Raw genomic sequence first — 12,619 nt, forward strand, 5'->3', positions numbered from 1 at the left:
CGCGAATGCAGCCGCATCATGCGGCAAGCGCGGCGCGGGCGCCATATACAGGTGTGCGATGGCGGCTCAGTACAGTTGGGCCAGGCGCGGCCCATGCCGCCGCTCAGTGGTCCCGCGCCGCGGCCTTGCGCCGTTTGCCGGGCTTGCCGGCGCAGTCCGGGCAGCGGCCAAGCAGCGTCAGTTCGTGGTGCTCCACCACGAAGCCGGGCGGCGTGATCTCTTCCAGGTGGCCGGGGCACCCTTCCAGCGGGAACACGCGATCGCACGTCAGGCACTGGAAGTAGTGGCGATGCGTCACGGCGCCGGCTTCGTCGGCCAGTTCATACCGGTCCGCCTGGCCGGGCAATTCCACCGCGTGCACCTGCGCATCGTCGAGCAGGGCACGAAGATTGCGATAGACCGTGGCCAGGCCCAGGGACGGCACCTGGCGCTGGGCCGCGGCCAGGATCTCGGCCGGGCTCAGCGGCCGGCCGGCTTCGCGCAGCGCGTCGATCACGGCGCCGCGTTGACGGGTCATGCGTTCCATGCCTAGAATCTTAGTGAGAATCTATTATCATTAGTGAGTCGCCGCGGTTTGCCAGTCGGATGGCCGCCGCGGCGGCTCGTTTTTTTCGGGGTGTTCCTTATGCTGCTTGCGCAGCCCAGCCATGCCCGGCACCGGGTGCCGCTTTCCTTCCCGCGCGTTGTGTCCCGGCCGGTGCCGGCCCGGCGGCCGCTGGCCGCGCTGATGCTGGCGCTGTCCGGCCTGGCAGACGCGGCGGACAGCGCGCAGCCATCCGATATTACGCTGCCCACGGTGTCGGTGACCGGCACGGCCACCGCATCATACAACCCGCCCGATGCCTCGGGCGCGACCCGCACCGACACGCCGCTGCGCGAGATCCCGCAGTCGGTGCGCGTGGTGCCGCGCGCCATGCTCGACGACCTTGCCGCGACCCGCTTCGACCAGACCTTCGACTACGTCAGCGGCGTGGCGCGGCAGAACAACTTCGGCGGGTTGTGGGATAACTTTGCCATGCGCGGCTTCACCGGGCATGAAAACACCGGCGCCGGCTACCTGGTCAACGGCTTCGCCGCCAACCGCGGCTATACCGCGCCGCTGGACGCGGCCACCATCGACCGCGTCGAAGTGCTCAAGGGCCCGACCTCATCGCTGTACGGCAGCAGCGAACCCGGCGGCACCTTCAACGTGGTCACGCGCCAGCCGCAGTTCCGCCCCGCGCAGCGCTACGGTTTCGAGCTGGGCACGCGCGACGGCTACCGTGCCACCGCGGACATCACCGGTCCGCTGGGCGAAGGCATCGCCGGCCGGCTGATCGCGGTCGCCGACCACCAGGGCAGCACGCGCGACTTCATCCACAGCCAGCGCTACCTGGTGGCGCCGTCGTTCACGTGGATGCTGGGCCGAGACACCATCCTGCAGTACGCGGCGGAATTCCAGCGCTACACCACGCCGATGGATCGCGGCGTGGTGGCTGTCAACGGCCAGCTGGGCCGCATCCCGCGCTCGCGCTTCCTGGGCGAGCCCGGCGACGGCAGCCTGCGCCTGGACAGCCAGTCGCACCAGCTCAGCGTGGAGCACCAGTTCTCGCCGGACTGGAAGGGCAGGCTCGGCCTGTCGTACCGCGGCGGCGCGCTGGTGGGGCATTCGAGCGAGGCCGCGTCGCTCGCCGCCGATGGCCGCACGTTGTGGCGCCAGCACCGCTACCGCGATTTCCAGTCCGACGATGTTTCGCTGCAGGCCAGCGTGACCGGCAAGTTCAGCACCGGCCCGGTGGGGCATGAACTGCTGCTGGGCGTGGACGCCTACCGCTTCGGCAACACCATGGCGATCCTGCGCAAGAACCCCAGCGCCGCGGCGCCGTATGCGATCGATATCTACAACCCGGTCTATGGCCAGCCGGCGCCGCCGCTGGCGTGGAACATGGACACCTACGAGCGCCAGCACAATATCGGCGCCTATGCCCAGGACCAGATCAGTCTGGGCGAGCGCTGGCGCGTGCTGGCCGGCGTGCGCTTCGACAGCTTCAGCCAGTCGCTGGACGACCACCTGCGCGGCACCCGCACCACGCAGCACCACAACGCGGTGTCGCCGCGCGTGGGCGTGAGCTACCTGGCCAGCAACAACCTGTCGCTGTTCGCCAATGCCAGCCAGTCGTTCCGACCCAATGCCGGCACCGATGCCGCCGGCCAGCCGTTCGACCCCGAGCGCGGCCGCGCGCTGGAGGCCGGCATCAAGTTCGACAGCGACGACCGCCGCACCGGCGCCACGCTGGCCGTGTTCGAGATCCGCAAGCGCAATGTGCTGGCCGCCGACCCGGCCGATCCGTCGTTCTATCTCGCCGCCGGTGAAGCGCGCAGCCGCGGCGTCGAGCTCGACGTGGCCGGGCAGCTCGGCACGCACTGGCGCGTCTCGGGCAGCTTTGCGCTGACCGATGCCGAGATCACGCAGGACACCCGCCTCGCCCCCGGCACGCCGTTGTCCAACGTGCCGCGCACCAGCGCCAGCCTGCTGGCGATGTATGAAGACGCGGCCCCGGTGGGCCAGCGCTACGGCGCCGGCGCCGGCCTGCGCTACGTGGGGCGGCGCCCGGGCGACGTGCAGGACAGCTTCGCGCTGCCGGCCTACGTGCTGGTGGACCTGCACGGCTACTGGCAATACAGCCGTCATGTGCGCGTCTCGCTCAACGTCGGCAACCTGTTCGACAAGACCTATTACGCCAGCTCGTACAGCAGCCTGTGGGTGGCGCCCGGCGCGGGCCGCAGCGTGCGGCTGGGCGTGCAGCTGAGCTACTGAAGAGGGACCGATGATGCCGATTCCACTGGCGCGGAGCGCCTCCGGCCCAACCCGCAGGCTGCTTTCCATCGACGCGCTGCGCGGGCTGGTGATCCTGATCATGCTGCTGGACCATGTGCGGGACATGTTCTTCCTGCACGTGCCGGTCGGCGATCCGATGGACGTCGCCGCCATCTCGCCGGCGCTGTTCTTTTCGCGGACGCTGGCCCACCTGTGCGCGCCGGTGTTTATCGGCCTGGCGGGGGTCTCGGCCTGGCTCTATGGCAACGCCGGCCATGACCGGCGCGCGGTCAGCGGCTTCCTGTTCAGGCGCGGCCTGTTCCTGGTGGTGCTGGAGCTGACCCTGGTGGGCTATGCCTGGACCTGGCGGCTGCCGCCGCAGGTGATCTACCTGCAGGTGATCTGGGCCATCGGGCTGAGCATGCTGGCGCTGGCGGCACTGGTGTGGCTGCCGCGCGCGGCGCTGGTTGCGGTGGGCGTGGCACTGGTGGCCGGGCATAACCTGCTGAGCCCGCTGCATTTTCCCGTCGACAGTGCCTGGCACGTGCCCTGGGCGATCCTGCACGACCGCACCTGGATCGAGGTGGCCGACGGCTTGCGCGTGCGCACCTCATACCCGGTGCTGCCGTGGATCGGCGTGATCGCGCTGGGCTACGCGGCAGGGCCGTGGTTTGCCACCGGCGTGCCCGCGCGCGTGCGGCAGCTGCGGCTGGCCGGATGGGGCGTGGCGATGCTGGCCGGGTTTGCCGGCCTGCGCGCGCTCAATGGCTACGGCCAGGAGCAGAAATGGATGCCAGGCGCGGATGCCCTGCATACCGCGATGAGCTTCCTCAACGTCACCAAGTACCCGCCGTCGCTGCTGTTCCTGCTGCTGACGCTGGGCACCGGCTGCCTGCTGCTGGCGTGGCTGGAGCGCGTGCAGGGCGGCCGGGCGGCGCGCTGCCTGGCCGTGTTCGGCGCGGTGCCGATGTTCTTCTACCTGCTGCACCTGTATGTGCTGCAGGGCCTGTACCAGTTTTGCGTGTACCGCTGGGGGCTGAACCAGGGCCGCGTGTTCGGCTTCGACCATGTCTGGCAGCTGTGGCTGGTGGCAGCGGTGCTGGCGCTGGTGCTGTGGCCGGCGGTGCGCTGGTTCGCCGCGCTGAAGGCGGCGCGGCGCGACTGGCGCTGGCTGAAATACTTCTGACCAGCGTCTCCGCGCCGCGCGTGCCTTAGCGCGGCGCAGTCGCGGCAGGGGCCGGCTGGACCGGCTGGACCGTTGCCGGGGACGGTGCCGGCGCTTGCGGTTGCACCGCGGGTTGCGGCTGCGCGACGGGCTGTTGTTGTGCGACGGCTTGCGGCTGTGCGACGGCTTGCGGCTGCGCGACGGCTTGCGGCTGCGCCCCCGCCTGCGGTCGCGCGACGGCTTGCGGCTGCGCAACAGCCTGAGGTTGCGCCACCGCCTGGGGCCGCGCCGCTGCCTGCGGCCGGGCAACGGCCGCCGCCTGGCTCCCGCCGCCGGCCACCGGCGCGGCCTCGGTCACTTCGCGCCAGCCTCCGCCCAGCGCCTTGTACAGCGACACGCGGCTGGTCAGCCCGGCCAGCTTGTAGGTGATCAGCGCCTGCTGCGCGGTGTAGAGCTGGCGCTGCGCATCGAACACGCCGAAGTAGTCGTCCACGCCGTTCTTGAAGCGCATCTCCGACAGCCGCCGGGTTTCGCTGCCCTCGCGCACCAGCGCTTCCTGCGCCTGCACCTGGCGCTCGTAGGTGGCGCGTGCCGCCATGCTGTCGGCCACTTCGCGGAAGGCGGTCTGGATGGTCTTCTCGTAGTTGGCGACGTTGATGTCCTTGCGCACGTTGGCCGCATCCAGGCCGGCGCGGTTGCGTCCCGCATCGAAGATCGGCACCGTCAGCTGCGGCGCAAAGACCCACGCCATGCCGCCCGAGAACAATCCGGCCAGGCTGCTGCTGGCCACGCCCAGCGCGCCGGTCAGCGAGATGCGCGGGAAGAAGGCTGCGCGCGCCGCGCCGATATTGGCGTTGGCGGCCTTGAGCCGGTGCTCGGCGTCGAGGATGTCGGGCCGGCGCACCAGCACGCTGGAAGGCAGGCCTTCCGGGAACTCGCGCATCAGCATGCGTGCGTCGAGCGGGTCGGGCGCGGGGGCATTCGGATTCGCAGGCGCGGCACCGGCATCCAGCACCGACTTTGGCAGCGGGCCGCCGATCAGCAGTGCCAGCGCGTTCTCGTCCTGCGCCACCTGCCGGGTGTACTGCTCCACGCCCACCTGCGCGGTCTGCACCTGGGTTTGCGCGCGGTGCTGGTCCAGCTGCGCCATCGCGCCCACCTGGTGCCCGCGCCGCACCATCTCCGCCGCGTCCTGCTGGGTCTTGAGCGTGTCCTGCGACAGCTGCAGCAGCGCGCGGTCGGCGCGCAGCGTCAGGTAGGCGCTGGCCACTTCCGCCACCAGGCTGATCTGCGCGCTTCGGCGCGCCTCCTCGGTGGCCATGTATTCCTCCAGCGCGGCATGCTTGAGGCTGCGCACGCGGCCGAAGAAGTCCAGCTCGAACGCGGTCAGGCCGATGCCGGCGTTGTACGTGGTGATCTGCGGCGACTGTCCCGCCGCGCGCAGCCGTTGCGGCAGCCGCTGCGACACCACGCCGGCAGTGCCCTCCACGGTGGGGAACTGCGCCGCGCGCTGGATCTGGTACAGCGCGCGGGCTTCGTCGATGGCCAGCGTGGCCATGCGCAGGTCGCGGTTGTTGGCCAGCGCCAGCTCGATCAGCTGGCGCAGCTGCGGGTCGACGAAGACATCGCGCCAGCCCAGGTCGGCGGCAGAGGGGCCGGGGGGCTGCGCCGGCTGGCCTGGCTGTGCCGACTGCGCGGTGGCGTTGGCCGGCCTGGCTTGCGAAGTGCGGTAGGCCGCGCCGTCCGGCCATGCTGACGGGATCGGGGCTTCGGGGCGCTGGTATTGCGGCTCGAGCGTGCACGCGGCAAGCGCCAGGACAAGCGCGCCGGGCAGCAGCAGGCGTGGCGGCAGGGGCGTACGGCATCGGGGGCGGGGCAGGCTTCGCATGGATCGTTCCGGAGAGAGAAAGGGATAGCAGCAGGGGTCAGCCCATCAGCGCGCGCCGCATGAAGCGCGAGATCGCCAGCCGGGGCTGCCCTTGTCGGGCAATGTTGTGGGCGGGGTCGGTGAACAGCAGCCGGATCAGCGCGTGGCGCGCGGCCATGCTGGCATGCAGCGCGATGCCCAGCAGCTGGCCGTCGCGGCGCACCACGCGGCACGGGATCCAGCCGGTCTGCGCCAGCCACAGCGCGCCCTCCATGCCGGGGCGGAAGGCCGGCGCCAGCGGCGTGATCACGGCCACGCCGTTGCAGGACAGGTCTTTGGTGGTGACGCGGTACTCGCGCCCGTCGACGCGCAGCAGCGCGGCGGCATGGTGCGGAAAGCGCTCTTCCTTGCGCGGGCGCGGCAACTCCACGCACACCAGCAACGAGGCCAGGTACAGCATCAGCGCCACCCCGGTCCAGATCGTGTTGAAGGCCAGCCCTTGCGCATCGGGGTCGACCATCAGCGCGCGGCCCAGCCCGAGCGCGGAGAAGCCCAGCAGGCCCGCGTACAGCGCGGCGAACTTGCCGTGGATCACCAGCTTGGAGCGGTCCAGCCCCTTGTTGGTCACCTTGAACGGCCGCCCGAACGGCTTGAACATGGCGCTGACCAGCGATGCGGTCACCGCCAGCGCCGCGACGATCTGCGTGACCTCGGTAAAGATCGGCAAGGCGCGCTGCCCGGTGATCCAGATGCTGTACGCCCAGTACGCCACCAGCGCGGGCAGGCCATAGGCCAGGAACTGCAGCGGCTCGCCGTACAGCGTGGAGACGCCGAAGTACCAGTACAGCAGCGGCCCCGCCAGCAGCATCAGCGTGAACGGGCGCGACAGCCAGTGCAGCAGCCCGTGCACATAGTGCAGGCGCTGCATCCCGGTGTAGCCGCGCCCGCGCAGCGGCCCGTCGGCGGTCAGCGCCACCTGGATCGTGCCCAGCCCCCAGCGGCTGCGCTGGCTGATGTACTCGGGCAGGCCTTCGGCGGACAGGCCCACGCTCAGGCGCTCGTTGAGCCAGCGCGTGATATAGCCGTGCGGCAGCAGCCGGTAGGTCAGGTGGATGTCTTCGGTCACGGTGCCGGTGGGGAAGCCGCCGATCAGCTCGATCAGGTCGCGCCGCACCACGAACGAGGTGCCGATGCAGAACGCCGCGCCCCAGGCATCCTTGGCCGGCTGCATCACGTCGAAGAACGCGCGCTGCTCGTCGACCCAGCATTCGGTGGCGCGCAGGTTGTACTGGATCGGGTCGGCGTTGTAGTAGAACTGGGGCGTCTGCACCACGCCCACGCGCGGGTCGGCGAACAGGCCCACGGTGCGCAGCAGGATGTTGCGATGGGGCGCGAAGTCGGCGTCGAGCACCAGGATGTAGGGCGCACCGCCGGCGGCGTCGCTGTGGCGCAGGCCGTTGTTGAGGTTGCCCGCCTTGGCGTGGGCGTTGTCCGGGCGCGTCACGTAGTGCGCGCCGACGCGCTCGCAGAACTCGCGCAGCCAGTCGCGGCGGGTGTCGTCGAGCACCCAGACGCGGAAGTCCGGGTAGTCGATCGCCAGCGCCGAGACGATGGTCTTCTCCAGGATCTCCAGCCCTTCGTTGTAGGTGGCGATGAAGATGTCCACCGGCGGCACCTGCTGCGCGCGGCGCAGCGCGGCCTCGCCCGCGTCGGCATCGGGCGTGTGGTTGCTGGTGCGGGCCAGCACCACGATCGACAGCAGCGTGTAGGCCAGCGTCATGCACTCGAAGGCAAAGAACGCATGCGCCCATACGCTGGCGAAAGTCATCTGCCAGTCGGGCAGGGTTTCGCGGACGCGCCAGGTCAGGTACACGCCCAGCAGCAGCGCGGTGACGCCGCCGAACAGGATGCGGTCCGCCGCACGATCGTGCCGGCACAGCAGCGACAGCAGCACCACGGCCAGCAGCACGCCGCCGTTGATGACCAGCAGCGTCTGGTTTTCCAGGAAGAGGGCGAACATCGTCAGTCCTTGTTGTTGGCAGTGCCGGTGTTGCCGGAGGCGGCAATCGCCGGCGGCGGGCATGACGGGTCCAGGCAGCCGCCCGGGCGAAACGGGTTCCAGCGCGCGGCGGCCAGCACCGCCCAGGCGGTCGCGCCCAGGTGCGGCAGGTGGAAGTAGTGGAAGTCCTCCGTGGTGGAGGTCGGGCCGATCGACAGCCCGGTGCTGATGCGCGCCTGCGGCGTGGCGTAGAGCATGCCGGACGGCGCGCGCTGCGCGCGCAGCAGCGGCCACAGCGGCGCGGCCTGCCGCGCCTGTCCCGCGGCCTGCAGCACCAGCGCGGCCTGCCCGGTGCCTTCGGTCCAGATGCCGTCAGGGCTGCCCTTGAAGCCGTAGCCGGCGCCGGCGCGGTGCTTCGCCTCGACCCACGCCAGGTTGCGGCGCCAGTCCGCCGGCGGCTCGGGGAAGGCGATCAGCGGCCACAGCACGGCATCCAGCGCCGAAGGGGCGGCATTGGGCGCGCGCCCGTCGTCGTGCGTGCCGATGATGAAGCGGCCCTCGCGCGGCTGCCACATGGCGCTGACAAAGCCGCGCGAGCGCGCCGCGCCGTCGCGCCAGCGCGGCTCGTTGCGCACGCTGGCCAGCCAGCTGAAGGCGGCATAGGTGTCGACGTTGTGCTCGGTGGATTTCCAGCCCTGGCGGATCTGCTTCGGCTCATGGCCGAAGAAGCCGCCGATATAGCCGGCCGGCGCGGCCGGGTCCGGCACGGTGGCATGCACCCAGCCCATCAGCGCCGCGGCACCGTCCAGATAGCGCGCATCGCGCGTGGCGTCATGCACTGCCAGCAGCAGCAGCGCGGCCCAGGCCACGTTGCCGGTGGCGGTGCCGGCCTGGTAGGCGTCTTCGAACCAGCGCTTGCTCGGTTCGTCCCACCAGCCCGGCAGCGGCACCGGGCCCGCCGGCAACGGCCCGGCGCGATAGGCGTTGCGCAGGCGCGCGTCGCGGAAGTGGCGGTCCTGGCGCGTGGCCTGCAGCACCGCATCGGCAATGCGGCGGGCTTCGGCGGGCCGCTTGCACGCGATCAGCGCGATGCCGGCCAGCGCGTTGTCGTAGACGAAGGCGGCATTGCGCAGCGCCGGCGCCAGCGGCTCGCCGCCCGGCGCGGGCTCGTAGCTAGGCAGGAACAGCGGGCCGCCGCCGCCGGCGCGGCCGACTTGCTCGGTCAGCGCCTTGCAGCCTTCGGCCAGCAGCGCCTGCTGCGCGGGGTCTGCGGCGTCTGCAGCGTTCGCGGCGCGTGCCGCAACTGGCGACAGCGCCAGCAGGGTGGGAAACAGCGCGGGAAGCAGCGCGCCGGCGGCCAGGCGGGGCAGGCGTGCAGTCGGGATCGGCAGTCGCATCCGGCTCTCCTTTGCGCGCGCTTACAGCGATGCGCGCAACTGGCCCAGCCAGCTCTGGTTCAGCGTGACGCGCGCCCAGCGGCCCATGCCGCAGTGCCCGGACTGCGCCGATGCAGCGGGCGCCGCCGCGGCGGCCGTGCCTGCCGTGCCGGGCGTGGCGGTGGTGGCAGAGGCCGCGCCGGCCTTCGCCGGCAGGTTGCCCAGCGGGCGGTCGAGCTTGGCGATCACGTAGATCTCGTTCTTCTCGATCGGCGGGAACGGCACGAAGTAGCGCGCCTGGTCGCCGTCCGGCGCGCGCGGCAGCACCTCGGCCACCGATGCCGGCAGCGCCGTGGTCACGCCGTCGACCTGCACGTTCAGGCGCGCACCGGGCAGCAGGTTGTCGCTGAGGCTGCGCGGGAACACCGCCACCACGCGCGTCTGCGCGCAGTTGCTGGCGCGCGCCAGCGTGGCGCCGGCGGCAACGCGCATGCCTGGCTGCGCGATCAGGTCTTCGATGGTGCCGGGCTCGGGCGAGCGGATCTCCAGGTTGGACAGCCGCTCGATGCGCTCCTGCTCGGTGGCGATCATTTCGTCGACGGACTTGCCGTAGGCTTCCAGCTGCTCCAGCTCTGCCGTCAGCTGCGCCGCTTCCGCGCCCAGCACCTGGCGCCGCTGCGCGAGCGTGGCGCTGGGGCCGTCGGTGGACGACGCATAGACCTTGTTGCGCGACGCCTGGCTTTCGCCGATGGCGTTGTCGAGCTCGGCCCTGGCCGCGGCCTTGGCGTTGGACAGCATCGACAGCTGGTAGCGCGAGGCATTGGTGTAGGCCTCGCTGACCGCGCCGGCCCACTGCATGCTCTGGTTGCGGTTGACCACTTCCTGCTGCTGGTCTTCCTGGGCATTGGCCGAGGCCAGCCGCGCCTCCAGCGCGCGCACGCGCGCGGCGTGCTCGCGTTGCGCGGCGCTGTTGTAGCGCTGCAGGTCCTGCTCGGTGGCGGCCATCAGCCGGCGGTTGCTTTCCAGCCGCGCCTTGGCGGAGTCATAGCGCTGCTGGTTGTCGAGCTTCTTGCCGGTCAGGTCGACCAGCAGCGAACGGTCGATGTTGGGGTTCTGCACCACCATCAGCGCCTGGTTGGCCGTGAACGGCTGGCCCGCGGCCACCATCTGCTTCATCACCACGCCTTCCACCGGCGACGTCACCAGGCTGACCGGGCTGTTCACCACCGCACGCTCCGACGAGCGCGTAAACACATTTGGAAACATGATCGTCAGCACGGCCCAGATGATGAACAGCACCACGCCGTAGCCCGCCATGCGCGGCACGATATGCCATAGCGGCACGGCGACGGGCTGCGGGCGCTGCACCAGGCCGTCGCCCTGGGGATGGCGCAGCGGGGCCGGGGTCAGTGGATGAGGGCGCGGCGGCGGGTTGTTGCGCTGGTCGGCCATGGTGTTGTTCTCCGGCAAGCAAAAGTCAAAAAGCATCCCCGCCGGCATCCGGCGCATGGATGCCGGGCGAGCGTATTCGTCAGGCAAGCGTGCGGCGTCGCGCAAGGGCAGTCGCGCGTGGCCCGGCTTGCAAGTCCCCAATTCAGCTTGTTGTCTGCAGCACGCGCGATGTGGCTGGGCCGTATCGGCGCACTTTGCAATCGGACCGACATACCGCATGCAGCGGCGTGCAGCCCGTGGAGTTGCCCGGCTTCATCCAGGCAGAGTTGAACAATGGCCAGTCGATGGCCAAGACATGGCGGCCCGCTGAAGCAAAGATTCACGCACTCAGGCCGCCGCAGGTGAGTTAAGGCTAGTCAGTTGCCCCTTTGCTTGCTGTAAGAATGTGTAAGAGGAGGCTGTAGCACTGCTTAACACGGCATTAACATGGCGTGCGGTGCAGGGGCGTGGTGGCCCAATGGCTGCGCTTGCGCGCGCGAGGCGTGGTCTCGCAGCTAGTCGTCGCTGCCGAGCGGCGGCGCGATATGCTCGAGCGGACGGCGTTCCGCATCGATGCCGTAGCGCAAGGCCAGCAGGCCGGCAACGATCACCAGCGCCGCGCCGAAGCCGTAGCCCGCGGCCACCGCTTCGCGGCTGCCGCTTTCGATCAGCGCGCCCAGCAGCAGCGGCGCGATGAAGCCGCCGGTGCCGGTGCCCACGGCGTAGAACACCGAGATCGCCAGCGCGCGCATTTCCAGCGGAAAGACTTCGCTCGCGGTCAGGTAGGCGGAACTGGCCGCGGCCGATGCCAGGAAGAACACGGCGGACCAGCACAGCGCCTGCGTGCGCGCATCGAGCCAGCCCTGCACGAAGGCCCAGCCGGTCAAGGCGAGGCCAACGCCGGACAGCACGTAGGTGGCGGCAATCATGCGCCGGCGCCCGACCTGGTCGAACAGCGGCCCGAGCAGCAGCGGGCCCAGCGCATTGCCGAGCGCGAACGGAAAGATGTAGAGCGCCACGCGCGTTTCCGGCACGCCATAGAAGCGCGACAGTACCAGCGCATAGGTGAAGAAGATCGCGTTGTAGAAGAAGGCCTGCGCCACCATCAGCGCCAGCGTGATCAGGCTGCGCTGGCGAAAGCGCCGCAGCAGCAGGCGCATGACTTCGCCCACGCCCGGGGCGGCGCGCCGGCGCATCGCCACTGCCACGCAATCGGGCGCAATCGGCGGCAGCGGCCCGTGGCTGGCGCGCACTTCGGCCTCGATCGCGGCGATGATGCGCTCGGCCTCTTCGAGCCTGCCGTGCGTGGCAAGCCAGCGCGGGCTCTCCGGCACATGCCGGCGCACCAGCACGATCGCGACCGCCAGTACCGCGCCGAGCGCGAAGCAGGCGCGCCAGCCCCACACCGGGCCGAATACGCGCGCATCCAGCAGCACCAGGCTGAGCCCCGCCCCCAGCGCCGCGCCCAGCCAGAAGCTGCCGTTGATGGCAAGGTTCACGCGGCCGCGCACGCGTGCGGGAATCAGTTCGTCGATGGCGGAATTGATCGCGGCATACTCGCCGCCGATGCCCAGGCCGGTGCAGAAGCGGCAGGCGGCAAAGAAGGCAAAGTCGGGCGCGAACGCGGTCGCCAGCGTCGCCACCATGTAGACCGCGAGCGTGGCCAGGAACAGCCGCTTGCGCCCGAGCCGGTCGGCCATGCGCCCGAACACCAGCGCACCCAGCACCGCGCCCGCGATGTAGAGCGAGCCCGACCAGCCCACCTGGGTCGCGCTCAGCCCCAGCGTATCGGGCCGCTCCAGCACGGCGCCGACCGAGCCGACCAGCGTGACTTCCAGGCCATCGAGCACCCAGGCCACGCCCAGCGCGATCGCCACGCGCCAGTGCCAGCGCGACCACGGCAGGCGGTCGAGCCGCCCGGGAATGTCGGTGCGGAAGGTGGTGTCGGCAGGCGGGCTGGCGAGCGCGGTATCGGTTGGCATTG

The 12,619-nt window shown here is 70.6% G+C and carries 8 protein-coding genes; 2 read left to right on the forward strand and 6 right to left on the reverse strand.

Going from position 1 to position 12,619, the window contains the following annotated elements; genetic code table 11:
• Positions 1-103: 103 nt before the first annotated feature.
• The gene (locus CBM2594_RS17850; RefSeq protein WP_116358156.1) at positions 104-526 is read right to left on the reverse strand and encodes a Fur family transcriptional regulator; all 423 of its coding nucleotides are present in this window, start codon (positions 524-526) and stop codon (positions 104-106) included.
• A 99-nt stretch (positions 527-625) separates the two neighbouring features.
• Here CBM2594_RS17850 and CBM2594_RS17855 point away from each other — a divergent pair, with 99 nt between their 5' ends.
• Positions 626-2,797, forward strand: coding sequence for a TonB-dependent siderophore receptor (locus CBM2594_RS17855; RefSeq protein WP_116358157.1), 2,172 nt, complete (start codon positions 626-628; stop codon positions 2,795-2,797).
• Between the two features lie 10 nt (positions 2,798-2,807).
• Entirely contained in the window at positions 2,808-3,983 is a 1,176-nt protein-coding gene (locus tag CBM2594_RS17860) for a DUF1624 domain-containing protein (RefSeq protein ID WP_116358158.1), read from the forward strand.
• 25 nt (positions 3,984-4,008) lie between these two features.
• Here the strand turns inward: CBM2594_RS17860 and CBM2594_RS17865 are convergent, their stop codons facing one another.
• The 5 genes from CBM2594_RS17865 to CBM2594_RS17885 form a co-directional block, all read right to left on the reverse strand.
• Positions 4,009-5,850 (reverse strand): efflux transporter outer membrane subunit, encoded by a 1,842-nt coding sequence (locus CBM2594_RS17865; protein ID WP_116358159.1) that lies wholly within the window; start codon positions 5,848-5,850, stop codon positions 4,009-4,011.
• 37 nt (positions 5,851-5,887) lie between these two features.
• Positions 5,888-7,849: a glycosyltransferase gene (locus tag CBM2594_RS17870; RefSeq protein WP_116358160.1), complete on the reverse strand. Its 1,962-nt coding sequence runs from the start codon at positions 7,847-7,849 to the stop codon at positions 5,888-5,890.
• A 2-nt stretch (positions 7,850-7,851) separates the two neighbouring features.
• Positions 7,852-9,225, reverse strand: coding sequence for a hypothetical protein (locus CBM2594_RS17875; RefSeq protein ID WP_116358161.1), 1,374 nt, complete (start codon positions 9,223-9,225; stop codon positions 7,852-7,854).
• Between the two features lie 21 nt (positions 9,226-9,246).
• A complete protein-coding gene (locus CBM2594_RS17880; protein WP_116358162.1) occupies positions 9,247-10,656 on the reverse strand; it encodes an HlyD family efflux transporter periplasmic adaptor subunit in 1,410 nt (469 codons plus the stop codon).
• A gap of 494 nt (positions 10,657-11,150) precedes the next feature.
• Positions 11,151-12,617: an MFS transporter gene (locus CBM2594_RS17885; RefSeq protein ID WP_116358163.1), complete on the reverse strand. Its 1,467-nt coding sequence runs from the start codon at positions 12,615-12,617 to the stop codon at positions 11,151-11,153.
• Positions 12,618-12,619: the final 2 nt, after the last annotated feature.

It is taken from the genome of Cupriavidus taiwanensis, assembly GCF_900249755.1.
Classification (GTDB): domain Bacteria; phylum Pseudomonadota; class Gammaproteobacteria; order Burkholderiales; family Burkholderiaceae; genus Cupriavidus; species Cupriavidus taiwanensis_D.

Coding starts and splice junctions, on each gene's coding strand:
- CBM2594_RS17850 (WP_116358156.1), bottom strand. CDS start 526: ATGGAACGCATGACCCGTCAACGCGGCGCCGTGATCGACGCGCTGCGC.
- CBM2594_RS17855 (WP_116358157.1), top strand. CDS start 626: ATGCTGCTTGCGCAGCCCAGCCATGCCCGGCACCGGGTGCCGCTTTCC.
- CBM2594_RS17860 (WP_116358158.1), top strand. CDS start 2,808: ATGATGCCGATTCCACTGGCGCGGAGCGCCTCCGGCCCAACCCGCAGG.
- CBM2594_RS17865 (WP_116358159.1), bottom strand. CDS start 5,850: ATGCGAAGCCTGCCCCGCCCCCGATGCCGTACGCCCCTGCCGCCACGC.
- CBM2594_RS17870 (WP_116358160.1), bottom strand. CDS start 7,849: ATGTTCGCCCTCTTCCTGGAAAACCAGACGCTGCTGGTCATCAACGGC.
- CBM2594_RS17875 (WP_116358161.1), bottom strand. CDS start 9,225: ATGCGACTGCCGATCCCGACTGCACGCCTGCCCCGCCTGGCCGCCGGC.
- CBM2594_RS17880 (WP_116358162.1), bottom strand. CDS start 10,656: ATGGCCGACCAGCGCAACAACCCGCCGCCGCGCCCTCATCCACTGACC.
- CBM2594_RS17885 (WP_116358163.1), bottom strand. CDS start 12,617: ATGCCAACCGATACCGCGCTCGCCAGCCCGCCTGCCGACACCACCTTC.